This is a genomic window from Campylobacter concisus (assembly GCF_015229955.1).
GTDB classification, from domain to species: domain Bacteria; phylum Campylobacterota; class Campylobacteria; order Campylobacterales; family Campylobacteraceae; genus Campylobacter_A; species Campylobacter_A concisus_AT.
This window is the reverse complement of record NZ_JAAKYZ010000008.1, coordinates 1-24,950: the sequence shown is the minus strand read 5'-3', so window position 1 is coordinate 24,950 and position 24,950 is coordinate 1. Positions and strand designations below refer to the sequence as shown.

General features: G+C 38.5%; 22 protein-coding genes. All 22 read left to right on the top strand.

Annotated features, from left to right (window positions below; genetic code table 11):
• The first annotated feature begins 6 nt into the window (after positions 1-6).
• The 22 genes from G6W45_RS09075 to G6W45_RS08970 all read left to right on the top strand — a co-directional run bounded on the left by G6W45_RS09075 (position 7) and on the right by G6W45_RS08970 (position 24,278).
• Positions 7-2,133 carry an STT3 domain-containing protein gene (locus G6W45_RS09075; protein WP_194168269.1) on the top strand — a complete coding sequence of 709 codons (2,127 nt, stop codon included), beginning with the start codon at positions 7-9 and terminating at the stop codon, positions 2,131-2,133.
• Positions 2,133-3,650 carry an MATE family efflux transporter gene (locus tag G6W45_RS09070; RefSeq protein ID WP_194168268.1) on the top strand — a complete coding sequence of 506 codons (1,518 nt, stop codon included), beginning with the start codon at positions 2,133-2,135 and terminating at the stop codon, positions 3,648-3,650. Before G6W45_RS09075 ends, G6W45_RS09070 begins: the two co-directional genes overlap by 1 nt.
• Entirely contained in the window at positions 3,651-4,412 is a 762-nt protein-coding gene (locus tag G6W45_RS09065) for a glycosyltransferase family 25 protein (RefSeq protein WP_194168267.1), read from the top strand. It abuts the gene before it with no gap.
• A complete protein-coding gene (locus tag G6W45_RS09060; protein ID WP_194168266.1) occupies positions 4,413-5,345 on the top strand; it encodes a glycosyltransferase family 2 protein in 933 nt (310 codons plus the stop codon).
• Positions 5,342-6,400, top strand: coding sequence for a glycosyltransferase (locus tag G6W45_RS09055; protein ID WP_194168265.1), 1,059 nt, complete (start codon positions 5,342-5,344; stop codon positions 6,398-6,400). Before G6W45_RS09060 ends, G6W45_RS09055 begins: the two co-directional genes overlap by 4 nt.
• Positions 6,397-7,440 carry a glycosyltransferase gene (locus G6W45_RS09960; protein WP_194168264.1) on the top strand — a complete coding sequence of 348 codons (1,044 nt, stop codon included), beginning with the start codon at positions 6,397-6,399 and terminating at the stop codon, positions 7,438-7,440. Before G6W45_RS09055 ends, G6W45_RS09960 begins: the two co-directional genes overlap by 4 nt.
• The gene (gene pglJ, locus G6W45_RS09045; RefSeq protein ID WP_194168263.1) at positions 7,437-8,561 is read left to right on the top strand and encodes an N-acetylgalactosamine-N,N'-diacetylbacillosaminyl-diphospho-undecaprenol 4-alpha-N-acetylgalactosaminyltransferase; all 1,125 of its coding nucleotides are present in this window, start codon (positions 7,437-7,439) and stop codon (positions 8,559-8,561) included. The genes G6W45_RS09960 and pglJ overlap by 4 nt, the downstream gene beginning before the upstream one ends.
• Positions 8,554-10,653: an STT3 domain-containing protein gene (locus G6W45_RS09040; RefSeq protein WP_194168262.1), complete on the top strand. Its 2,100-nt coding sequence runs from the start codon at positions 8,554-8,556 to the stop codon at positions 10,651-10,653. Before pglJ ends, G6W45_RS09040 begins: the two co-directional genes overlap by 8 nt.
• 2 nt (positions 10,654-10,655) lie before the next feature.
• Complete coding sequence (gene pglA, locus G6W45_RS09035; protein WP_194168261.1) at positions 10,656-11,771, top strand: N,N'-diacetylbacillosaminyl-diphospho-undecaprenol alpha-1,3-N-acetylgalactosaminyltransferase; 1,116 nt, start codon at positions 10,656-10,658, stop codon at positions 11,769-11,771.
• Positions 11,764-12,369 carry an undecaprenyl phosphate N,N'-diacetylbacillosamine 1-phosphate transferase gene (pglC, locus tag G6W45_RS09030; protein ID WP_194168260.1) on the top strand — a complete coding sequence of 202 codons (606 nt, stop codon included), beginning with the start codon at positions 11,764-11,766 and terminating at the stop codon, positions 12,367-12,369. The genes pglA and pglC overlap by 8 nt, the downstream gene beginning before the upstream one ends.
• Positions 12,356-12,946 (top strand): UDP-N-acetylbacillosamine N-acetyltransferase, encoded by a 591-nt coding sequence (pglD, locus tag G6W45_RS09025; RefSeq protein ID WP_194168259.1) that lies wholly within the window; start codon positions 12,356-12,358, stop codon positions 12,944-12,946. Before pglC ends, pglD begins: the two co-directional genes overlap by 14 nt.
• A gap of 48 nt (positions 12,947-12,994) precedes the next feature.
• Entirely contained in the window at positions 12,995-14,086 is a 1,092-nt protein-coding gene (gene pglE, locus G6W45_RS09020; RefSeq protein ID WP_194168258.1) for a UDP-N-acetylbacillosamine transaminase, read from the top strand.
• Positions 14,087-15,868, top strand: a complete 1,782-nt coding sequence (gene pglF / locus G6W45_RS09015; protein ID WP_194168257.1) for a UDP-N-acetylglucosamine 4,6-dehydratase (configuration-retaining) — start codon at positions 14,087-14,089, stop codon at positions 15,866-15,868. It abuts the gene before it with no gap.
• Positions 15,869-15,870: 2 nt separating this feature from the next.
• Positions 15,871-16,767: a PDC sensor domain-containing protein gene (locus G6W45_RS09010; RefSeq protein WP_103560684.1), complete on the top strand. Its 897-nt coding sequence runs from the start codon at positions 15,871-15,873 to the stop codon at positions 16,765-16,767.
• Positions 16,764-17,375: an imidazole glycerol phosphate synthase subunit HisH gene (hisH, locus tag G6W45_RS09005; protein ID WP_194168256.1), complete on the top strand. Its 612-nt coding sequence runs from the start codon at positions 16,764-16,766 to the stop codon at positions 17,373-17,375. The genes G6W45_RS09010 and hisH overlap by 4 nt, the downstream gene beginning before the upstream one ends.
• The gene (gene hisA, locus G6W45_RS09000) at positions 17,375-18,085 is read left to right on the top strand and encodes a 1-(5-phosphoribosyl)-5-[(5-phosphoribosylamino)methylideneamino]imidazole-4-carboxamide isomerase (protein ID WP_194168255.1); all 711 of its coding nucleotides are present in this window, start codon (positions 17,375-17,377) and stop codon (positions 18,083-18,085) included. The genes hisH and hisA overlap by 1 nt, the downstream gene beginning before the upstream one ends.
• Before the next feature lie 63 nt (positions 18,086-18,148).
• Positions 18,149-18,514 carry a chemotaxis response regulator CheY gene (locus G6W45_RS08995; RefSeq protein WP_002939933.1) on the top strand — a complete coding sequence of 122 codons (366 nt, stop codon included), beginning with the start codon at positions 18,149-18,151 and terminating at the stop codon, positions 18,512-18,514.
• The gene (locus tag G6W45_RS08990) at positions 18,514-19,347 is read left to right on the top strand and encodes a 50S ribosomal protein L11 methyltransferase (RefSeq protein ID WP_194168254.1); all 834 of its coding nucleotides are present in this window, start codon (positions 18,514-18,516) and stop codon (positions 19,345-19,347) included. Before G6W45_RS08995 ends, G6W45_RS08990 begins: the two co-directional genes overlap by 1 nt.
• On the top strand, positions 19,340-21,265 hold the full coding sequence (gene ftsH / locus G6W45_RS08985; RefSeq protein WP_194168253.1) for an ATP-dependent zinc metalloprotease FtsH: 1,926 nt from the start codon (positions 19,340-19,342) through the stop codon (positions 21,263-21,265). Before G6W45_RS08990 ends, ftsH begins: the two co-directional genes overlap by 8 nt.
• Positions 21,266-21,267: 2 nt before the next feature.
• Positions 21,268-21,894, top strand: a complete 627-nt coding sequence (locus tag G6W45_RS08980) for a phosphatidylserine decarboxylase (RefSeq protein ID WP_194168252.1) — start codon at positions 21,268-21,270, stop codon at positions 21,892-21,894.
• Positions 21,887-22,618, top strand: a complete 732-nt coding sequence (gene pssA, locus G6W45_RS08975; RefSeq protein ID WP_194168251.1) for a CDP-diacylglycerol--serine O-phosphatidyltransferase — start codon at positions 21,887-21,889, stop codon at positions 22,616-22,618. The genes G6W45_RS08980 and pssA overlap by 8 nt, the downstream gene beginning before the upstream one ends.
• Positions 22,619-22,763: 145 nt before the next feature.
• Positions 22,764-24,278 carry a 2-isopropylmalate synthase gene (locus G6W45_RS08970; protein WP_194168250.1) on the top strand — a complete coding sequence of 505 codons (1,515 nt, stop codon included), beginning with the start codon at positions 22,764-22,766 and terminating at the stop codon, positions 24,276-24,278.
• The last annotated feature ends 672 nt before the right edge of the window (positions 24,279-24,950 follow it).

Genomic DNA, 24,950 nt, shown 5'->3' with positions numbered 1-24,950 from the left:
AATTTAGTGCATAAAGTAAGCATAAATTTAAAAATTTTACTTATATTTCTAGCTGCTTATCTGTTTGGATTTGCAGCTAGGATGCTCTGGGTCTTGTGGGCAAAGGATATGCCAGAGTTTTATTTTAATGGCGAGTTTATGCTTACGACAAATGACGCCTACTATTACGCAGAAGGTGCTAGAGATATGCTGACCGGCTTTCATCAGCAAAATGACTTTAGTCCATTTAATCACCCAATCTCAACTATGGTTTTTTATATTTGCAAAATTTTTCCTTTTAAGATCGAAAGCGTGATGTTTTACATGAGCATCTTTTTAGCTCCTCTTATCACACTTCCAGTTATTTTAATATCAAATGAGTTTAAGGCTCTAAACGTAGGAGTTGTGGCAGCGTTTATGAGCGTGATCTTACCAGGGTATCTTTCAAGGACATCACTTGGCTATCTTGATAGCGATATGCTAAATGTTACATTTGCACTTTTTATCATCTTTTTTTTAATTAAATTAATAGATACAAGAGATCGTAAATTTATCATTCTTCCAGCTCTTTTTGTAGCAATCTATCTTTGGTGGTATCAAAGCTCATATGCACTTATTTTAAGCATTATATTTATTTTTTTGCTTTACACTCTTGTTTTTATGCGAGGTAGATTGGAAAATTATCAAGCAGTATTTTTTATGTTTATAAGCATTGTAAGCTTAAATATTTTTACAAAAGATCCGCTAATAGCAAATAAAATTTTAATTTTTAATACAGCCATCATAGCTTCATTTTACGTCATTTTTTGCAAATATAAAAATTTACTCTCAGCTAGAAATTTAGCTATTTTTCTTACTTTAATGCTAGCTATTTTTATCTATTTTGGTGGGTTTGACTTTATCATTTCAAAGATGGGCATTTATGTTTTTAAGGGTGCTGAAGCCATTAGTGATAAATATTATTTTATAAACGGATATAACCTTATTAGTGAAATAAAAGGTTCTAGCCTTTTGTATTTTATCTATTTTATGTCTGGCAATATCCTTATATTGATGGCAGCCATTGTTGGATACTTGCTACTATGCTTTAAATTTCGCCCATTTTTGCTTACATTGCCAATACTTGGACTTGGACTCCTTTCTTTCTTTGGCGGAGTTAGATTTGTTATGTATATAACACCACTTGTTGCACTTGGTTTTGGGTATTTCTTACATTTTTTTTTAAATTTATTTGACCTTAGAAATTCTGTCAAAAATTTATCATTTTTGGTTTTTGCAATAGCCGCCATTGCTATAAATTTAGATTTTGCTTATTCGTATAGACCAAATACCTTAATCACTAACGATGAGGCAGTTGCGCTTAGTGATATTAAAAAGGTAGCAAAGCGCGATGATTACGTACTTTCATGGTGGGATTATGGATACGCGATAAGGTATTTTGCAGATGTTATGACTTTGAATGATCCTGGTAGGCAAGGCTATGAACACAACTACTTTGTTAGCCTCACTTTGAGAAAAGGCCAGGCATTTTCAGCTAGACTCGCAAGAGTGGCAGTTACGTATAACGACATCTCGCTTGAGCAAAATACTAGGCTGATAGAAGAAATTTTAAAAGACTACAACACAAGCGACGTAAATACTTTTTTAAGTCAGCTTGAAAGTGAAAATTTTTCTCCACCAGTGGCAAAGAAGGCGGTTTATTACTATCTTGTGCCTAATATGATTGACATCGCGCCAAATATCTTTAGATATAGCTATATCGACGTCACAACTGGTAAAAGGCAAAAAGAGGATTTTTATCATGTTAGTGCATTAAATGGCATTGGTGAAGCTGGTATTGACCTTGGAGACGGCTATACTTTGCCTGTAAATGAGCAAAAATTTATCATACATAACGGTGAAAAAATAGCTGTAAAATCATTTTATAAAGTAAAAGGATCTGGAAAAGATTTACGAATAGATGAAAAAATCATAGATGAAAACGCTAAAATTTATGTGGTTTTTTTGGAAGATTATGCGCGGATATTGTTGCTTGATGAAAATGCTTTTAACTCATCTTTTGTGCAGCTTTTTATATTTGAGCGAGCTGATGAGCGATACTTTGAGCCATTTATCATTTCAAGTGGCGTAAAAATTTACAGGTTAAAAGTCTAATGCTGATCAATCTAATAAGCTCGATCGTTGTTTTTGTCGTATCAATGGGCATAAATTTCTTTCTTACGCCATTTATCTTAAAAAGCCTTGGCAACGAGGCTTTTGGCTTTGTGGGACTTAGCAACGCCATCGTTAGCTACGCAGCAGTCGTAAGTGTAGCCATAAACTCGGTCAGTGGGCGCTTTGTCGCTCATGCGTGGCACAAAAAAGATCTAAGCCTTGCAAACACCTACTACTCATCAGTCCTTGTTGTAAATATCTTCTTTTGCGCCGTTATCGTGGTACTTAGCTCCATTTTCATACTAAATTTGCAAAGCTTTTTAAATGTCCCTGAAAATTTACTCTTTGACGTGAGAATGACCCTTGTCTTTTACTTTATAAATTTCTGCGTTGGGCTATTTAACGGCGTTTTGACGGTTTGTGCTTTTGTGACAAATAAGCTCTATCTACTCTCCATCAGAAACGCTATCTCAAGCGCGATCCTAGCAGCTCTCATCGTGGCGCTCTTTTTCTTTTTTAAGCCATTTATCTCATACATCGCCATTTCAGCGCTAGTTGCAAGCCTTTTTGTCTTTTTTAGCACCATTTTTATGTCAGCTCGCATCACGCCGGAGCTAAAATTTAGCCTTAGTAAATTTGACTTTTCCAAGATCAAAGAGCTTTTAAGTTCTGGCATTTGGAACAGCTTTAATGCGCTAAATCGCATACTTTTAACAGGTATGGACCTATTTATCTGCAACATTTTCGTAAATGCAAATGCCACTGGTCTTCTTTCTGTCGCCAAGGCCGCCCCTATCATACTTGAGAGCTTTGTAGCGCAGCTTAGCGGTATCTTTGCGCCAAAATTTGTCGAGCTTTACTCTAAAAATTTGATCACGGACCTCATAAAAGAGGCTAAATTTTCAATGAAAGTGATCGCCTTTGTGATGAGCGCTCCGGCTGCATTTTTCGTCGTTTTTGGGCTTGATTTTTACACGCTTTGGCTACCTTTTAAAAGCGCAGATGAGGTCAAATTTATTTACAATGTCTCGATGATCACGCTAGTGCCGATTGTGTTTATAAGCTTTGTTTTTTCGCTTTTTAACCTTGATGGCGCGACAAACAAGCTTCGCCGACCAGCCATTGCCAACACTATCCTTGGCGTTAGCACGATCATAGCGCAGATCGCGCTACTTAAATTTAGTGACTACGGCGTTTATGGCATCGTCATCGTCGCAGCCATTTTTTATAGCATAAGAATTCTTGGCTTTGACCTCATAAATACTGCTTTAAATTTAGAGGTAAAGCTTACCACCTTTTATGGGGTTTATTTTAAAAATTTAGCCGTTTTTGCGCTTTGTGTGCTTGCGATGTTTGCCTGCAAAGACTTTGTGAGCTTAGATAACTGGCTAAAATTTGCTATCTTTGCTGTGATATACGCCGGTGCAGCTTATATTTTGGGATATTTTTTGTTTTTTAATGCTTTTGAGCGAGGCATAGTCTGGCGTAAAATTTTAAAAAAATTTAAAAGGTCTTAAATGAATGAAATTTATCTGATCTCTTTGGCCAAAGACAGCAAAAGGCGTGAGCTTTTGCAGCAGAAATTTGGCTCTTATGATAGCTTTAAGCTAATAGACGCAATAGACGGCAGAGAGTTAAATGCGAGGGAGTACTATAAGATCATTTCGCTATCATTTAAAGCTTATGGCAAGGTTTTAAGCCCAGCAGAGGTTGGCTGCTCGCTCTCGCATGCGAAAGCCTACGAGGCGTTTTTAGCAAGCGAGGCTAAATTTGCCCTCATCTTTGAAGACGACGTGATAGGGAGTGATCAAGCTATAAAAGAGGCCTTTTTAGCAGCTAGTAAAATGCCAGAAAACAGCGTGCTCATATGTGGCATGCAAGATGGGCTAGAGGGCAGGTTTAGCGCCTTTGGCAAAAAGGTGGATACTAGCCTAAGTAGGCCACTTTGGCAGGTCTCAAAGCACTCATTTTCAAGTATTTATAGAGCAGGAGCATATGTGCTAACTAAAAAAAGTGCTAAAAATTTGCTTGAAATCCACAAAAATGCGCTTTGCACGACCGATGTTTGGGACTATTTGCTAGGCGTTAATGATATGCAGATGTATTTTTGCGACCTCTTTGCGCACCCAACCGATCTAAGTGGCTCAAACATCGAGGGAGAGCGCCTTGAGAGGGGATACAAGGCAAATTTAAAGGCCTACATCAAAACATTTAAATTTATACTTTTCTCACGGCTTGAAAAGCTTCAAGGCTATGAGAGAATTTTTAAAAGGGGTTAAATGAGCGAGCCATTAATCAGCATCGTAACCGCAACTTACAAGCGTCCAGAGCTTTTAAAAAAGGCCATAAAAAGCGCTCTAGCTCAAAGCTACAAAAACCTAGAGATAGTTGTAACAGATGACGGCGATGACGAGAGTGCGAGTAAAATTTGCAAGAGTTTTAATGACGCAAGGATCAAATTTGTAAAAAACACCGCTCACAAAAAGAGCCCAAATGGCAATAAAAATAACGGCTTTGACAACGCAACAGGCGAGTTTGTCTGCTTGCTTGACGATGACGATGAGCTTTTGCCAGAGGCGATTGCTGAGTGCTATGAAATTTTAAAAAGTGGCGAGTATTCGTGCGTTTTTGCAGATGCGATCTGCGAAAAAGATGGCGTGATGACCGAGGTCGTGGCTGGCAGAAGCCCATATAGCAAGAGCGGGGCGATGAGCAAGGTTGATTATCACTGCGGGCGGATAAATGGCGAGTATTTTAAACTTTTTTCGCGTGAATTTATAGATGATTTTAGGTTTGATGAGAGCAGTTTTGGCGGCGAAAATGAGCTTTATATCCGCTTTTTTGAAAAAAATGTCTTCTATCTTAAAAAGCCACTTTACATCTACCGCATCGCAAGAAGCGATAGTGCGACGTTAAATGCCAGCAAACACGCGCTAAATGTGGCAAATGCTTACATCAAAACAGCAAATTTGCACTACGACATCGCTATCAAAAATGAGCCAAAATTTCTAGCTATGCAGTATAAAAATGCCGCTTACTACGCCAAAATAGCAGGCGAATATGGGCTGATGCTAAGGTGTATCTTTAAAAGTCTTAGCATTAAATTTAGCAAAGAGGCGCTTATTTTCTTGCTGCTTAGCCCACTTCCAAGTGGCATTTTACCAGCACTTTCAAAGCTTAGAGTAAAGATCAAACAAAGGTTTGGCGTATGAGGATATTATTTGTCACATCAACGCTTAGAAGTGGCGGTGCGGAGCGGGTTTGCGCGGTGATCGCATCAAGATTTAGCATGGATCACGAGGTAAGCCTTGTTAAATTTGACAAAGACGAGCCATTTTACGAGCTAGCAAGCGGCGTGAAGCTCATAAATTTAGGCGTTGGGGCCGATGAGCTTGGCTTTTTTGGAAATTTAAAAAAAAGAGTTTCAAAGGTGCTTGCCTTAAGGGCGCTCATAAGAGAGGGTAAATTTGACGCTGTGATATCCTTTTTAGACGCCGTAAATACCTTGGTACTCTTTAGCTCAGCTGGGCTAAAAACGCCAATAATCATAAGCGAGCACACAAACTATCTTGCGCCAAAAAGAGCGATCTTTAAGGTGCTAAGACGCATAAGCTATCCATTTGCAAATGCTCTTAGCGTCTTAAGCGACGAGGATCTAGGATATTACTCGAAATTTTGCAAAAATGTGATGAAAATTTACAACCCGCTCTTTGAAGAGATACGCAGCGAGAGCTTTGCTAAAGAAAATTTAATCATCTTCGTTGGCAGGCTAAATAAGATAAAAAACTGCGAAATGTTTGTAAGAGTGGCTGCAGGCTTAAAGCAAAGCGGCTATAAATTCGCTGTCGCTGGAGATGGCGGCGAGAGGGCAAATTTAGAAAATTTAGCCAAAAATTTAGGCGCAAATGTCGAATTTTTAGGCAATGTAAGCGACATCGCTTCGCTTTATAAAAGGGCAAAGGTGCTGTTATCTTGCTCAAATTTCGAGGGTCTTGGAAATACCTTGATAGAGGCGATAAACTACGACTGCGTGCGTGTTGCGACAAGAACTAGCGGGGCAAAAGAGCTTATAAAAGATGGTTTTGATGGCTTGCTTTGCGAGATAAATGACGCTAAGCAGATGAGCAAGAAGCTTACAAATTTGCTGCGAGATGAAGCAAAAATGGGCGAATTTACCAAAAACGCAAGAGCTAGGCTTGATGAGTTTAGCGTGGAGCAAATTTATAAAAAGTGGCTGGAGCTTTTAAAGCTTGGAGGTGTGAAGTGAAAATTCTTTTTGTCATAGCTGCACTTAGAAACGGTGGGGCCGAACGTGTGCTAAACGTGCTTGCAAATGAGCTTAGCAAGGACAATGAGATCACTATCGCTCTTCTTGAAGAAGACCTTGGACTTTATAAATTTAGTGAAAAGATAAATATCATAAATCTTAACATCACTGGCTCAGGGCTGGCTTTAAAATTTAAGAAAATCCTAGCTCTTAGAGCGCTTTTTAAAGAGCAAAGGGCTGATCTTATAATTAGCTTTATTGACTGGACAAATGTCACTTGCGTGCTGGCAAATGCTGGGCTAAAGAGCAAACTAATAGCAACCGAGCATCACGAGCATAGCTACTTAAAAAGTAAAATCGCAAGCGCTATGCGTGACTTTTCGTATAAATTTGTAGATGGCTTAAGCGTGCTAAGCAAAAGCGACTATGACTACTATAAATTTGCCAAAAACCGCGAGGTCATCCACAACCCACTTTTTATTGATGTGCCTGAAATTTGTGAGAAGCAAAATGTCATCCTAAGCGTGGCAAGGCTGGAGGCGGTAAAGGGCTATGATGTCTATTTTGAGGCACTTAGCAAGGTAGATAAGAGCTTACTTGATGGCTGGGAGATAAAGATCGCAGGCAGTGGCAGGCAAGAGGCCGAACTGAAGCAAATGGCGTCAAATTTAGGGCTTAATGTCAAATTTCTAGGCCATATGAGTGATGTCATAAAACTTTATAGCGAGGCAAAAATTTTTACTCTTTGCTCAAGAAGCGAGGGGCTTTCAAACGTGCTAATAGAATCAGGCGCTTTTGGTTGCGCTAGGCTAAGTAGCGACACCGTGGGCGCAAGAGAGCTTATAAATGACGGCATGGACGGGCTTATCTTTAAAAATGGCGACGCTGATGATTTAAAAGATAAGCTTGAGATGCTTTTAAAAGATGAAAATTTAAGGCAAAAACTAGCAAAAAACGCCAGAGAAAGTGCAAATTTATTTAGCAAAGAAAACATCATCAAGCAGTGGCGAGAATTTATAAAAAAGGTTGTTGGCAAGTGAAAAAATTAGCCGTTTTTTTATACTCGATGGGGCCTGGTGGGGCTGAGCGAAATGTGGCAAATTTACTGCCATTTTTGGTTAAACGTTATGAAGTTCATCTCATCTTAATGAGCAAGGTCATCGCCTACGAGATCCCAAGTGAGGTGCAAATCCACTTTATAGAAAATAGCGATCCTTATGAGAGCGGACTAAAGAAGCTTGCAAGGCTCTTTTTGGCGATGCCAATGCTTGCGTTTAAATATAAAAAGCTTTGTCAAAATTTGGGCATCGATATGCAGTTTGTGCTGATGAACCGCCCTTGTTATATTGCTGGGCTTGCTAGAATTTTGGGCTTTAAAAAGAGGCTAGTTATCAGCGAGCGAAGCTGTCCGTCGATCTTATATAAAGACGATCTAAGCGGACGAGTTAATAAATTTTTACTCACTCATCTTTATAAAAAGGCTGATCTAATCCTCGCAAATGCAGCTGGGAATAAAGAGGATCTGGTGCGAAATTTTGGCATGAGCGAGGACAAAACAAAGGTGCTTTATAACGCTCTTGATCTAAAAACTATAAATTTGCTAAAAGATGAGCCGCTTGAGAGCGACTTTAAGCCATTTTTCATAAACATAGGTCGCCTTGATAGCGGTAAAAATCAAGCCATGCTAATAAAAATAATCGCTTCGATTAACGACCCTCGTGCCACGCTTGGCATCCTTGGCAAAGGGCCTTTAAAGGATGAGCTGCAAAATTTGATAGACAAATTTGGCGTGGGTGATCGAGTAAAGCTTCTTGGCACTGATAAAAATCCTTTTAGGCATATAAAAAACGCCTCTTGCTTGCTTTGTGCTTCACGTTTTGAGGGCTTTTCAAATGTCTTGCTTGAAGCACTAGCATGTGAAAAAACTATCATCTCGACCGAGCACAAGAGCGGTGCAAAGGAGCTTTTGGGCGAGAGTGAGTTTGGCATCTTAGTGCCTGTTGATGACGAAAATGCGATGAAAGAGGCGATGATAAAGGTGCTTAATGCGCCTGAAATAAGGCAAAATTTTGAAAATGTTGCGTATAATCGGGCTAAATTTTTCGATAGTGAAAATATAGCGAGCAAGCTTATAAATTTTTTGGAAAATCCTAATGAATAGAAATTTATTTTTTAAAAATTACTCTTTATACTTGATGATATTTGTCGCGGTCCTTTTTGGCATGGTTTGTAGGCTCTACTGGGTCTTTTGGGCGAGTGAATATCCGGTATTTTTCTGGAACAACGAGCTAATGATCAGCACAAACGACGGCTACGCATTTGCCGAGGGTGCAAGGGACATGCTAGCTGGCTTTCACCAAGAAAACGACCTTAGCTACTACGGCTATCCGCTCTCGACGCTTACTTACTGGATCGTGAAATTTCTAGGCGTCAAGCTTGAGACAGCGATGATTTATATGAGTGTATTTTTTTCATCGCTTGTCGCTGTGCCAGTTATCTTGATCGCAAATGAGTATAAGCTAAAATTTGCTGGCTTCATCGCTGCACTTCTTGCGGTAGTCGCAAATAGCTACTACAACCGCACGATGGCAGGATACTACGATACTGATATGCTCATCATTCCACTTAGTGTCTTTGTCGTCTGGGGACTTATTAGAGTACTCGAGAAAAAGGACGCAAAGAGCCTAATAATCGCGCCTTTAAGCGTGCTTATTTATATGTGGTGGTATGCGAGTGCCTTTTCGCTTATTAGCATTTTAACTGGGCTATTTTTACTTTACACGCTCGTTTTTGATAGGAAAAATCCACTTTTTTATCTTGAAATTTCGCTGCTTTTACTTGCCATTTCAAATCTTGATCTAACGCTTAAATTTATTGCTATCATCGCTATTTATGCGTTTTGTCTTTTTAAAAAAGAGGTGATAAATTTAAAAATTGCTCTTGGTATTTTGGCAGTTGTTTTTATTGTTTTTGTAATTCGTGGCGGACTAAATCCGATTATTTTTCAGCTTAAATTTTACGTCTTTAGAGATGCGCCTGAAGTTGGAGGCATGAGCTTTCACTTTTTTAATGTCAATCAAACCATCCAAGAGTCAAGCATCGTTGATTTTACGCTATTTTGCGAGAGGATCAGCGCAAATGTTATCACATTTTTGATCTCACTTGCTGGCGTTGCTCTTTTTTGCTACAAACACCGCTCGTTTGCCGTCTCGCTTGGTATGCTAGCACTTGGCTTTTTAGCCTTTAAAAGTGGCCTTAGATTTACTATTTATGCTGTGCCTATCATGGCACTTGGCTTTGGCTACTTAGTAGAGTTTATACTTTCAAATTTAAAGCTAAAAGGAGCGGTGCTAAATCTTGCGAGAGCTTTTATAACCGTGCTTGCTCTAACTCCAGCGCTCATTCATATCTATGGTTACAAAGCTGAGCCGGTTTTTGTACACAAAGAGGTTGAAATTTTAAATAAGCTAAAAGGCATCGCAGGACGCGAGGACTACGTGGTTGCATGGTGGGACTATGGATATCCGATCAGATATTACAGCGATGTTAAGACGCTCATTGACGGCGGAAAGCACCTTGGACGTGAAAATTTTGCCGTGAGTTTTGCGCTTGGAAGCGATGAGATGAGCTCGGCAAATATGGCAAGACTTGATGTTGAGTACACAGAGAGAAATTTTAAAGAGCGATTTAATGGCAATTTGGCTCAAATTTTAAAAGAAAGAAACACAAGTATTGATCAGTTTTTTAGCGATATAAAAGAGGCAAATTTTAGCCTGCCAGCAAAGACTAGGGATATTTACTACTACTTGCCAGATAGGATGCTTGGTATTTTTCCGACCATTTTGCAGTTTAGCAAGATCGATCTAAAAAGCGGTAAAAATTTAAACAACGGCCTTTTTATCGTCACAAGAGCGATCTCGCAAAATGAAAATGGCATTAGACTAAATGGTGGATTTACGCTCACAAGTGATGTCACAAATTTAATCTATGATGGTAACATCTTGCCTCTTAAATCTTTCATAGAGACTGATTATAACGAGGCTGGCAAGCTAAATGTCAAAGAGTATAAAAATAACGAACTTTCAAATATTTCTGTCATTTTTATGAGAGATTATGGTAGGTTTATCATCCTTGATGAAAGTATTTTAAATAGCGCATACATCCAGCTTTTTGTGCTTGAAAGGTACGATCTAAAAATTTTTGAGCCAGTTATACTTGATGGGGCAGCAAAAATTTATAAACTAAAGAGGTAAAAATGGCAAGGATAGGGTTTTTAAGCCATGCTGATATGAGCATACACTTTTTTAGGCGGCCGATAATGCAAGCCTTAAAAGATATGGGGCATGAGGTTTTTGCTATCGCTCCAAAAGGCGACTTCACTGGCGAGCTTGCTAAAAGCTTTCACTCTGTCACCTACGAGCTTGACAAAGCCAGTCTAAATCCACTAACGGTGATAAATAACTCAAAACAACTATCTCAAATTTTGGGCGAGCTAAATTTGGATCTGCTGCAAACTGGCGCTCACAAGTCAAATGTTTTTGGTACATTTGCCGCTAAAAACGCTGGCATAAAGCACGTGATAAATTTGGTTGAAGGCCTTGGTAGTTTTTATATCGATGATGATATTAAGACGAAGGCTGTGCGTTTTGTCATGGAGAGTCTTTATAAATTTTCATTCGCAAAGGCCGATGCTTGCGTGTTTGTAAACGACTCGGATGCTGATTATATGATCTCTCGTAATTTGATAGATAAAAGCAAAGTGTACCGCATAAAAAGTGTCGGTGTTGATACTATCAAATTTGACCCAGCCATCACGCAGGCGGCTGATCTTGGCGATAAAAAAGTCATTTTAATGATCGCAAGAGCCATGTGGCACAAGGGCGTTCGAGAATTTTACGAGGCAGCTGAAATTTTAAATGGCTACAAAAACTGCGAATTTGTCTTTGTGGGTGAGGGTTTTGCTGGTAATAAATCAACCGCAGATGAGAGCTTTTTAAAAGGTGGCAAAGTACGTTATCTTGGCGCTAGAAATGATATACCACAGCTTTTAAAGGCTTCTTACTTGCTAGCACTTCCTAGCTATAAAGAGGGCTTTCCAAGAACGGTTTTAGAGGCGATGAGCATGGCTAAAGCAGTCGTTGCAAGTGACGTGACAGGCTGCAATGAAGCTGTAAAAGATGGCTACAACGGACTTTTATGCAAGGTAAAAGACTCAAATGATCTTGCTGGAAAGATAAAAATTTTGCTTGATGACGAGGCGCTTTGTGCTAGACTTGGGCAAAACGGCAGAAACTGGGCGCTAAGCGAGTTTGACGAGAAGCAAATCGCAAAAAGATATATAGAAATTTATAGGAAATTTATAGATGTATAGAAATTTTTTAAAGAGAGTGATTGACATTTTGGGGGCTTTGTTTTTGCTCGTTTTAACATCGCCTATTATCATAGCAACGGCGATTTTTATCTATTTTAAGGTAAGCCGTGATGTCATTTTTACGCAGGCAAGACCAGGTCTTAATGAGAAAATTTTTAAAATTTATAAATTTAAAACGATGAGTGACGAGCTTGACGCAAATGGCGAGCTTTTGCCAGATGACCAGCGTCTTGGTAAATTTGGCAAACTTATCCGCTCACTTAGCCTCGATGAGCTGCCACAGCTATTTAACGTGCTAAAAGGTGATATGAGCTTCATTGGACCAAGGCCGCTTTTAGTCGAGTACCTACCCATCTATAACGAAACACAAAAGCACCGCCACGACGTGCGCCCTGGTATCACGGGTCTAGCGCAGGTAAATGGCAGAAACGCCATAAGCTGGGAGAAAAAATTTGAATACGACGTCTATTACGCTAAAAATTTAAGCTTTATGCTTGATGTAAAGATCGCTTTGCAGACCATCGAAAAGGTGCTAAAACGAAGTGGTGTCAGCAAAGAGGGGCAGGTGACGACGGAGAAATTTAATGGCAAAAACTAAGAAAATTTACATCTACGGAGCGAGTGGGCATGGTCTTGTGATCGCTGACATCGCTAGAAATAACGGCTATGATGAGATAGCTTTTTTAGACGATGCTAGTGAGCGTAAATTTAGCCCAGAGCTTGAAAAAGCTGACATCATAATAGCCATAGGTGATAATAAAACAAGGCAAAAGATCAGCCAAAAAGTAGAGGCTGCTGGCTTTGAGATAGTAAATTTGATCCATAAAAGCGCGGTTGTGAGCGAGAGCGCTGTGATAGAAAAAGGTGCGGTCGTCATGCCAAATGCTGTGATAAACGCAAAAGTACGCATAAAAGAGGGCGCTATCATAAACTCTGGTGCGGTGATAGAGCATGAGTGCGTGATAGGTAAATTTGCTCACATTAGCCCAAATGCAGCCCTTGCTGGAAACGTTAGAGTGGGCGAATTTACGCATGTAGGAATTGGCTCAAGCATTATTCAAGGTATAAGCATCGGCAGCAACTGCATCATCGGCGCTGGAAGCGTGGTCGTTAGAGATATAAAAGATGGCACAAAGGCTTACGGCGTGCCAGCATGCGAGCGCGCTAAGATATAAATTTAAAAATAAGTGCTAAAATCGCCAAAAAATCACGAAAGGGATGAAATGGATAGGGTTTTTTTATCTCCACCAAATATGAGCGGAAAAGAGCAAGAATATATAAAAAAAGTTTTTGAAAGCAACTATATAGCGCCACTTGGCGAGTATGTTAATAAATTTGAAGAAAGTATAAAAAACTACACTGGAGCAAAAGACGCACTAGCACTAAGCGCTGGAACCGCGGCGCTTCACCTAGCACTTCGCGTCCTTGGCGTGAAAGAGGGCGACTTTGTGCTGGCTTCTAGCTTTACTTTCATGGCTTCAGTCTCGCCTATACTTTATGAAAAAGCAACTCCAGTCTTTATAGACTGCGATGAGAGCTGGAATTTAAGTCCAGAACTACTTAAAAAAGCGATCTCAAATTTACCTAAAAAGCCAAAGGCATTAGTCGTTACTCATCTTTACGGACAAGCTTCAAAGATGAAAGAAATTTGCGAAATTTGCCAAAATGAGGGCATCGCTTTGGTTGAAGATGCAGCTGAAGCACTTGGCGGATTTTACGGCGGTAAGGCACTTGGCACATTTGGTGTGATGGGTGCATATAGTTTTAATGGCAATAAAATAATCACCACTTCAGGTGGCGGTATGCTAGTTGGTGACAAGGAATTTGTAGAAAAAGCTAGATTTTACAGCACGCAAGCAAGAGAGCCATTGCTTCACTACGAGCACAAAGACTATGGCTATAACTACCGCTTAAGCAACGTCCTAGGCGCTATTGGCGTGGCACAGATGGAAGTTTTGGAAAAAAGGGTTGAACAAAAGAGAAAAGTCTTTGAAATTTATGAAAAAGAGCTTGGCGATGTTTTAGAATTTATGCCAGAACTGCCAAATTCTCGTGGTAACAGATGGCTCACAACTGGCGTTTTTGCTAAAAAAGATGCACATTTAAAAGTTATCAAAGCACTAGCAGATGAAAATATTGAGAGTCGCCCACTTTGGAAGCCTATGCACTTGCAGCCTGTATTTAAAGGTGCGTTAAGCTTTATCGATGGATATAGCGAAGATCTATTTTCAAAAGGAATTTGCTTGCCAAGTGGCAGCGATATGAGTGAGCAGACACAAGAAAGAGTGATAAAAATAGTCAAGGAAAATGCGTAAATGTTTCATGCAACGAAGTTAAAAAGGCTCGTATTTTTCCTTCTTGGTGATGTTTTTATATTTATCTTTTCGATATATGTGGCTTATCTTTTAAGATTTAACGCTGACATCCCAGATATCTACGTGCAAGGGCTTTTTGTAACGGCTGGATTTTTGATCGTATTTAAGCTCTTTTTTATGTGGATGTTTAAAATTTACAAGGTGCCGTGGAGGTTTTTTGGATTAAATGAAGCAAGAAAAATTTTCTTAGCTCACGTTTGCTCAGCTATTTTATTTACGATCATTTTTTTTATCATTCAAGATTTTTTAAATCCATATCCAAGAAGCGTTATTTTCATTGATCTTCTTATTTCATGCTTACTTGTTGGGCTTTTAAGAATTTCAAAACGCATGGTGCTTGACTTTTCAAACAAACCTCACAAAGGTGAGCCTTGTATCGTTATAGGCGCAACGTCAAAAGCGCTTCACGTCTTGCGCGGCTTAAAACAAGGGTATCTTGACTACTACGCGGTTGGAGTGGTAGATGGCAGGAGTGATCTTGTTGGTACTTATTGTGATGGTTTTTTAGTGCAAGATAAAAAAGAGATACCAAGCCTTATAAAAGATTATGATGCAAAGACCGCTATCATCGCGCTTGCACTAGATCAAGATGAGCTTCAAGCCTTAGTTGATGAGCTAAGCGGATATGGCATAAGAGATATGAAGCTCTTCTCTCTTATCGAAAATGAGCCGATCAAGGATATCTCAATCGAAGACTTACTTGCTAGAAAGCCAAAAGATTTAAACCCAGAGGCTATTTCAAATTTCTTAAAAGATAAAAGAGTACTTGTCACCGGAGCTGGCGGTAGTATAGGAAGTGAAATTTGTAAGCAGTGTTTGAAATATGGTGTAAGTGAGCTTATAATGGTTGAGCACAGCGAGTTTAATCTTTATAAAATAGGCGAAGACACAAAAGATAAAAGAACTGTTAGCAAGCTTGTAAATATCACAAATTTAAAAGACTTTGAAGAGGTTTTTGAAGAATTTAGACCAGAGATCGTCATCCACGCTGCAGCCTACAAACACGTGCCACTTTGCGAACTAAATCCTCGCTCAGCAGTTGAAAACAACATCCTTGGCACAAAAAATGCAGTCGATCTTTCTAAAAAATATGGCGTTAAGAAATTTGTCATGATCTCATCAGACAAGGCTGTGCGCCCAACAAACATAATGGGTACAACTAAGCGTGTTTGCGAGCTTTACGCACTAAATTCAAATGAAGCAGGTGTATGCGAGATAGTTTGCGTGCGCTTTGGTAACGTCCTTGGCTCAAGCGGATCTGTTATACCTAAATTTAAAGCGCAGATCGCTGCAAATAGGCCACTAAGCGTCACGCACCCAGAGATTACAAGATATTTTATGCTTACATCAGAAGCTTGTCAGCTAGTCCTTCAAGCGGCCTCTATCGCAAAAGGTGGCGAGCTTTTCGTGCTTGATATGGGTGAGCCTGTTAAGATCGTTGATCTTGCTAAAAAGATGCTTCTTCTTTCAAACAAAGAGCATTTGGGTATAGAATTTGTAGGTCTTAGACCGGGCGAGAAGCTTTATGAAGAGCTACTTATTAACAAAGATGATGTGCAAACCAAGTATGAATCGATCTTTGTAACGCATTCAGAGCCTTACGATTTAGCGCTTTTAAACTCACAGATAAGTGAGCTTTTGCAGCTTGAAGATGATGAGGTAGCACCTGCACTTAAAAAGATCGTTCCTGAGTTCAATCACGCATTAAATTTAAAAGGTTAAATTTGGTTATAAAAGATATTAAGAGATTTAGTGACACGAGATATAAGGCAAGGGCGTATATTTGTTATTTATTTAGTAGAAATTTGCCAAATAGACTGCCCGGAGTTTGTTTAGAGAACATAAAAGCTGGCTTTGATAAGATCAGCCACGAGATAGAAAATTTTGACGCACTGTATATCTTAGACGAAAATGGCGTGCAGATCGAAGACTCGATCAGCCTAAATGAGAAGTATAAAATTCCAAAGGGCGAAAACCGCGCAAATAAAGCCTACTACTACACTGCAGTGCGTGAGAAAAGATGCGTTTTAAGCGATCCATATCCATCAAGCCTAAATGGAGGTTTATGCGTCACAGCAAGCGTGCCTATCTATAATGAAAAAAATGAGCTTAAATTTATCGCCTGCATCGACATAAGCCTAGAAAATATCCTAAATATGGTCGATAGCGGCTTTGTTGAGGAGCATTTTGGTAGATTTTTAAAGACTATTTATACACTTTTTTGTGCATCGCTTTTTATGATCTGCGCATTTTTGTTTTGGCACGGTGTAAAGAGCTTTATCTCAAAGAGCATCGAGCATATAAATGTCGAAGAAATTTTTGAATCAACTATCATTTTAACGCTAGCCCTCGCCATTTTTGACCTTGTTAAGACGATATTTGAAGAAGAGGTGTTAGGTAAAAATCACGAGGAAAATAGCGTTATTTATAAGACGATGGTGAGATTTATCGGCTCAATTATCATCGCACTTGCAATCGAGGCACTCATGCTAGTCTTTAAATTTGCTATCACTGCACCTGAAAATATCATAAATGCTATCTATCTAATAGGCGGTGTGGCGATGCTGATGGCGGCACTTAGCTTTTATCTTTTCAGCGTAAAAAGACAAGAGAACAGATGATCGCTATTATTGATTATGGTGCGGGCAATATCAAAAGCGTGATAAATGCTTTTAAATTTCTTGGACATGAGTGCGTTTTAGTAAGTGAGCCTGATAGTTTAAAAGAGTACTCTCACATCGTTTTACCAGGCGTTGGAGCTTTTGGTGAGGCGATGATAAAGCTAAAAAATAATGGCATGGATGAAGCCGTAAGAGAAGCCGTAAAAAGCGGCAAAGCATTTATTGGTATTTGTCTTGGCATGCAGCTTTTATTTGAGCGAAGCTTCGAGTTTGGCGAGCATGAGGGACTTTCTCTTTTGCCTGGTGAGGTCGTAAAATTTAATGAAGCTAATTTCGATAAGCCACTAAAAATACCTCACATTGGCTGGAACGCCTTGGAATTTAAGCAAAATAGCCCATTAAATTTAGGACTAAAAGAGCTTGAGTATTTATATTTTGTACACAGCTATCACGTGGTTTGTGATGATAAATTTGTACTGGCAAAGACAACTTATGGATATGAATTTACAAGTGCGGTTTGGCATGAAAATATCTTTGGCTTTCAGCCTCATCCAGAAAAAAGTCATGAAGCTGGACTTAAAATTTTAGAGAATTTTGCGAGGTTATGATGGAAATTTTTCCAGCGATTGATTTAAAAGAGGGACAAGCGGTTAGACTTAGCAAAGGTCTTATGCAAAGTGCAAAAATTTATAGTAACGAGCCAAGTGAACTTGCTAAGAAATTTGAAGATTATGGCGCAAAATGGCTTCATGTGGTTGATTTGGATGGTGCATTTGCTGGAGAGACGATAAATTTTAAAACAATTGAAAAAATTAAAAAGGCTACAAATTTAAGCGTCCAAGTGGGCGGTGGCATAAGAGATGAAGAGCGTATAAAGCGCTATTTAGACCTTGGAGTTAGCAGAGTGATCCTTGGCTCAGTTGCTCTTAGAGATCCAGAATTTACAGCAAAAATGGCTGAAATTTATAGAGTTGTAGTTGGTATTGACGCAAAAGATGGCTATGTGGCCGTGCAAGGTTGGGGCGAGATCTCAAATATAAAAGCAGTCGATCTTGCAAGAAAATTTGCAGATGTTGGCGTGGAAGCTGTGATTTGCACCGATATTAATAAGGATGGAATGCTTGGCGGAGTTAATGTTGAGTTTAGCTTGCAAATAGCCAGGAATAGCAAGCTTGAGACAATAGCAAGTGGTGGCGTGAGCGATATAAATGATGTTTTGATGCTAAAAGCCACAAATGAGATTAGTGGCGTAATAGTTGGAAAAGCCTACTATGAAGGGTTGCTTGACCTAAAAGAGGCCTTTAAACTACTTAGATAGCGTTAAAGCTTTTATAAATTTAAATTAGCTAGAATAGGGCAATTTTTACTAAAAGGATATTATGTGAAGATTTTGGTTGTAGATGACAGTTCAACAATGAGAAGAATCATAAAAAATACTTTACAAAGGTTAGGACATCAAGAAATTCTTGAGGCTGAGCATGGGCTTGAGGCTTGGAATATCTTAACTCAAAATGAAGGTATCGAAGTTCTTATCACTGACTGGAATATGCCTGAGATGAATGGTCTTGAGCTTGTTAAAAAGGTAAGAGCAGAGCAGAAGTATGTTGATATGCCTATTATAATGGTAACAACAGAAGGCGGAAAAGCTGAAGTTATAACAGCTTTAAAAGCAGGTGTTAATAACTACATCGTTAAGCCTTTTACGCCACAAGTTTTAAAAGAGAAGCTTGAAGACGTTCTTGGTTAATGAAAGATAAATTCTACGAATTAAGCATAAAAACATCAAATTTTTATGATGAAATTTTAGAGCTAGTTTTCTCTTTTGGAGTTACCTGTGTTGAAGAGCTAGATCACGAGATCATCGTCAGGGAAGAATATGATCTAAAAGATATAGCATGGGGTATTGAAGAGTATGCAAAAGGGCTCTCTAGTGTTCGTAAAATTTCAAATGATTTAAAAATTTCTCTTAATTTAAAAGAAAATAAAGACTGGCTAGGTGAATATAAAAAGGCAGTTAAGCCTATTTTGGTTGATAAAATTTATGTTAGACCTAGCTGGGAAGAGCCACTTAATGGTGTAACAAATATCATAATCGACCCAGCTCTAGCTTTTGGCTCAGGGCACCATGAAAGCACAAATTCTTGCTTGCAGCTTTTACAAAAATATGCAAAAAGTTGCAATACTACTTTAGACGTGGGGTGTGGAAGTGGAATTTTAAGTATTGCCCTGGCAAAGCTTGGTTGCAAGGTCGATGCTTGCGATACAGATGAGCAAGCCACGCAAAGCTCACTTAGCAACGCCGAGTTAAATGAGGTTAAATTTAATAAAATTTGGACAGGCTCTATCGCGAATTTAGAGCAAAAATATGACATTGTCGTAGCAAATATCATTGCTGATGTCATTTTTATGCTCTCAAATGACTTAAAAAAATCGCTTAAAAAAGGCGGCTACTTGGTATTGTCAGGAATTTTAAACAAGTACGAAGATAGGATTAAAGATACATTTAAGGATTTGGAGCTAATTGAGATAAAACAAAGTAACGATTGGAGTAGCTTTGTTTATAAGGAAATAGATGAATAACCAAAATAATAACCAAAATAATGGCAACAATAACGGTTTTTTTAATAAAAATCCTATTTTTATTTTTGCCATTTTTGCAATAGTTATAGTTTTAGCTTTTAGAAGCTTTAGTGGAGACGGACTAGGTGGCTCTTTTGGGCTAAATAGCAATGCCCAGAGTAAAATGGTAGCTTATTCTGAGTTTAAAGATATGTTAAAAAATAAGCAACTAAATGAAGTTGCGATATCTGAAACCACGATAAAAGGCGTTGGTAATGACAAAACCATCTACCTCGCAAAGCGCATAAACGATCCAACGCTCATTGGCATACTTGAGCAAAATGGCATAACTTACAGCGTTTATAGCGAAAATAACTGGTTTGGAGATCTTATATTTTCATGGATAATCCCAGTATTTATATTTTTTGCCATTTGGATGTTTATTGCTAGTCGTATGCAAAAGAACATTGGCGGTGGCATACTTGGCATAGGAAGTGCAAAGAAACTTATAAATTCTGAAAAGCCAAAAGTAAAATTTGATGATGTTGCAGGTGTCGAAGAGGCAAAAGAAGAGGTTCAAGAGATAGTTGATTATCTAAAAAGTCCTGATAAATATCTAAGACTTGGGGCAAAAATTCCAAAGGGAATTTTACTAGTTGGCCCTCCAGGCACAGGTAAAACGCTTCTTGCAAGAGCAGTTGCAGGTGAGGCTAGTGTGCCATTTTTCTCTATGTCAGCATCAAGTTTTATAGAGATGTTTGTCGGTGTTGGCGCAAGTAGGGTTAGAGATCTTTTTGAAAATGCTAAAAAAGAGGCTCCAGCGATCGTTTTTATAGATGAGATCGATGCAATCGGTAAAAGTAGAAATTCTGGTCCGATGGGCGGTAATGACGAGAGAGAGCAAACGCTAAATCAGCTTCTTTCTGAGATGGACGGCTTTGATGCGGATAAGTCACCAGTTATCGTTATAGCGGCTACAAACAGACCTGAAGTTTTGGATGCTGCACTTTTAAGGCCAGGTAGATTTGACAGGCAAGTACTTGTTGATAAGCCTGATTTTAAAGGACGTTGCGATATTTTAAAAGTTCACATGAAAGATGTAAAGATCGGTAAGGATGTAAATATCGAAGATATTGCAAGGCTTACGACTGGTTTAGCTGGTGCTGATCTTGAAAATATCATAAATGAGGCAGCACTTCTTGCAGGACGTAAGTCAAAGACCTTTGTCGAGCAGGCCGATCTTGTGGAGGCTGTTGAGAGATCGATTGCTGGACTTGAGAAAAAGTCTCGCCGCGTAAATCCAAAAGAAAAAAGAATCGTCACTTATCATGAGTGCGGTCATGCCTTGATAGCTGAGCTAACAAAAGGTGCAAAAAGGGTAACAAAAGTCTCAGTCGTACCACGTGGTCTTGCGGCACTTGGCTATACTTTAAATACACCTGAAGAGAATAAATTTATGATGCAAAAGCATGAGCTGATAGCAGAAGTAGATGTACTTTTGGCTGGTAGAGCTGCTGAAGAGGTGTTTATTAAAGAAATTTCAACTGGAGCTAGCAACGACCTAGAGCGCGCGACCGATATCATAAAAGCTATGGTTAGTATGTATGGTATGAGTGATGTTGCTGGTCTTATGGTGCTTGAAAAACAACGTACTACGTTTTTAAATGGCGGTCAAAGTATCAAAGACTATAGTGATAAGATGGCTGAAAAGGTTGATGAGTTTGTAAAAACGCTTCTTCATGAAAGATACACTGCTGTGCTTGGTTTGCTTGAAATTTATAAAGGCGCCATTGAAAATATGGTATCAGCACTTTATGAAGAAGAAACAATCGAAGGAAAAAGAGTTAGAGAGATCATTAAAAACTATGAGATCGAAAATGATCTAGAGAGCAGACTCGTAGAGATAGAAGAAAACGAAAAGAGTAAAAAAGAGGAATAAAAATGAGTGGCTATATCGCGAAAGCAGGATATAAATTTATATTATTTTTTCTAATTTTATTTGTTTTATCTTTGCTGTTTGGGATCTTGCCACTACTTTTTGCTATTTTACTTTTTTTGGGGCTTTATTTTTTTAGAGACCCTGAGAGAGAGCCATTTTCTGATGATAAATTGGTTTTACTATCGCCAATTGATGGCAAGATAAAAGAGATCAGTGCTTCAAATTTTGACAATAATGAAGTAGCTAAGATCGTCATAAAAAAATCTTTTTTTGATGTTGGTACATTAAGGGCTGTAAGTGATGTAAAAGTAGCTGAAATACGAAAAAGACATGGCTTATTTTTGTGCCAGGCTATGAAAATTTCAGAATTTTTAAATGAAAGAGCTATTATTCGCTTTGAAAAAGAAAATATAAAATTTGTTATGAAAATTATAGCTGGGGCTTTCAGTAGAAGTTTAGAAATTTCAAATGTTACTAGCCTAAAAGCATCTAGAAAATTTGGTTTTTTAGGAAGTGGTGAGGTGATTTTATACCTACCAAGAGATACTAAGATATGTGTAAGTGTCGGAGAAAGCGTAAAGGCTGCTTCACTTTTGGGATATTTTGAAGAGGGAAAAAGAGATGAATAACATACAAAAGATGCAACTAATGTATATCTTGCCAAATTTATTTACAGCAGCTAGCGCTTTTTTAGGTGTTATTAGCATTATTTCATCTATTCAAGGTAACTATTTTAAAGCCATTATTTATATAATCTTATCGCTTATTTTAGATGGGCTTGATGGGCGTGTGGCTAGACTTACAAAGACAACTAGTAAATTTGGAGTAGAGTTTGATAGCCTTGCAGATCTTGTTGCTTTTGGTGTAGCACCAGCGATTTTATTTTATTTGACTATTGGTAAAAATTTTGGCAGATTCGGAGCACTTATAGCTGCTATGTTTGTGGTTTTTGGAGCTATTAGGCTTGCTCGTTTTAATGTCACTACTGGTACATATGAGCCAAATGTTTTTATCGGACTTCCTATTCCATCAGCAGCTATTGTGAGCGTACTTTGGGTTGGAATTTATATCGACTATACTTTTTTAGAGGGATTTGAGTGGTGCTTGATGCTACTTGAAGCTACTTTGGCAGCTTTAATGGTTAGCAACATCCGCTATCCAAGTTTTAAAAAAATAAATTTAAAACAAACCCATGTGATAAGAATTTTAGTAGCTCTTGTAGTTGCGTTTTCGATACTTTATCTATATCCATTTGAAAGTGCGACTTTGGTTATGAGCATCTATATGCTTTATGGTATAGTAAGAGCCACTATAATGTTTAGTAAAAATTCCAAAAAAAAGGAGAGCGAATGAGCGAAAATGGCGTCATAAAATCATGTAAATTTTTACCAAAAATCGAAATCAAAAACTCTCTACTGCTGCTACTTAGGTAGCAAATTTCTCTTTACTTAACTTATCAAATTTAAAATTTAAATATAAAAAATAAAAAAGGACAAAAATGGATAAGAATAAAATTATAATCTTTGATACAACTTTAAGAGATGGCGAGCAAAGCCCTGGTGCATCGATGAATACAGCTGAAAAACTACAGATCGCACTTCAGCTTGAAAGGCTTGGTGTGGATGTTATGGAGGCTGGATTTGCAGCAGCAAGCCCAGGGGACTTTGATGCGGTAAATCAAATAGCAAAGCAAGCCTCAAATATCACGGTTTGCTCTCTTGCACGCGCAGTTGAGCGTGATATTAAGGCAGCTGGCGAGGCATTGGCTCCAGCTAAAAATAAGAGAATTCATACATTTATAGCGACAAGCCCAATTCATATGGAGTACAAGCTAAAAATGAGCCCAGATGAAGTAATAAAACGTGCAATCGAGTCTATAAAATACGCAAAAACCTTTTGCGATGATGTGGAGTTTAGCTGCGAGGACGCTTGTAGAAGTGAAATGAGCTTTTTAAAAGAAATTTGTGATGCTGCCATAAATGCGGGTGCAAAAACTTTAAATATCCCTGATACGGTTGGTTATTTATATCCTGAAGAGATAACTGCTCGCATTAGTGAAATAGTAAAATTTGTAGGCGATAGAGCGATAATCTCTGTGCATAATCACAATGACTTAGGCATGGCTACAGCAAATTCACTAGCGGCCATAAAAGCTGGTGCAAGGCAGGTCGAAGGCACGATAAATGGCATAGGTGAGCGCGCCGGAAATGCTGCGCTTGAAGAGATCGTGATGGCTATTAAAACTCGCCAAGACGTCTTTGCTCCATTTTATACAGACATTATCTCAAAAGAAATTTATCCAACTTCAAGACTGATTGCTAGTATTATAGGCATTGAGCCTCAACCAAACAAAGCTATCGTTGGTAGAAACGCATTTGCTCATGAGAGTGGCATACATCAAGACGGCGTGCTAAAACACAAAGAGACCTATGAGATAATTAGCGCTGAGAGTATAGGCCTTGAGAAAAATTCCCTTGTTTTAGGTAAGCATAGCGGTCGCCACGCGTTTAAAGATAAGCTTGCTAGCCTTGGATTTGACCTTGATAGCGATGCTCTTAATAAGGCTTTTGAAAAATTTAAAGAGCTAGCTGATAAGAAAAAAGAGATATTTGATGACGATATTAGGGCTCTTGTGGCTGAAGAGATTACAAAAATTCCACAAGCTTATGAGATCACGGCTCTTCTTCAAAGTAGTGGCGGAAGCCTTGCAAGTGCTTCAATTAGCATAAAACACAATGATGAGATCATTAGTGACTCAGCTCTAGGAAATGGCACAGCAGATGCGATATTTAAGGTAGTTGATCGCATTAGTGGCATTAGTGGCACACTAAAAGACTATAAAGTGGCATCCGTTTCCCAAGGTAAAGATGCACTTGCAAAGGTTGATGTAAAGGTCGAGTTTGAGGGTAAAACGGCTGTAATAGGCCATGGACTTGACATAGATACTATGATGGCAAGCGCAAAAGCCTATGTTGGAGCACTAAATAGCTACCTTCGCATACATAAAAACTAAAATTTTAGCTAGCTGCTAAATTTGCAGCTGGCTACTTTGAATTTAATCCAAAAAATATATAAATTTTTAAAATTCAAAGTCTTTATTTAAAAAAATAGAATTTTACTATCTTGACAAATTTTAAAATCTTACTCACTCACCTTAGCAACTTACTAATTTTATGGCTCATAAACATTCACCACTAAATTTAGAAGCGTGATATGCTCGCTCGTAAGTTTTAAAATTTGATAGAGTTTAGACCGCATGCAGTGCGAAGCACTAGAGCATGCCCCTTGAATGTGCGAGGGATTTGGGGGATTAAAGGGGATGAGGGGATGGACTTCGTGTCTGCCACGCAGTTGCGAGCCTGAGAAGTAAAATTAAGTCCCCTTGCCTCCATTTTGAATAAAAAAATGCAAATTTAATCAAGCCGTCTTTGCAAATTTTAAAACTTTCATTCACTCGCAAGAGTCGACTACTAAAATTTGGCTTCGCTCACCGCTTAGCTCAAATTTTAGAGCCGAAAATACTCGTTCACAAATTTTTAAAATTTACTAGACGCTCATTGTGAAATTCAATAAAAGTTGCGAATAGTTCAATAAAAGTTGCGAACATATGTTGTTTTTATAATTTATTAAAATATTTTATTTTAAAAAGGATTATTTCATGGTTGACTACAATACAAAAGCAAAG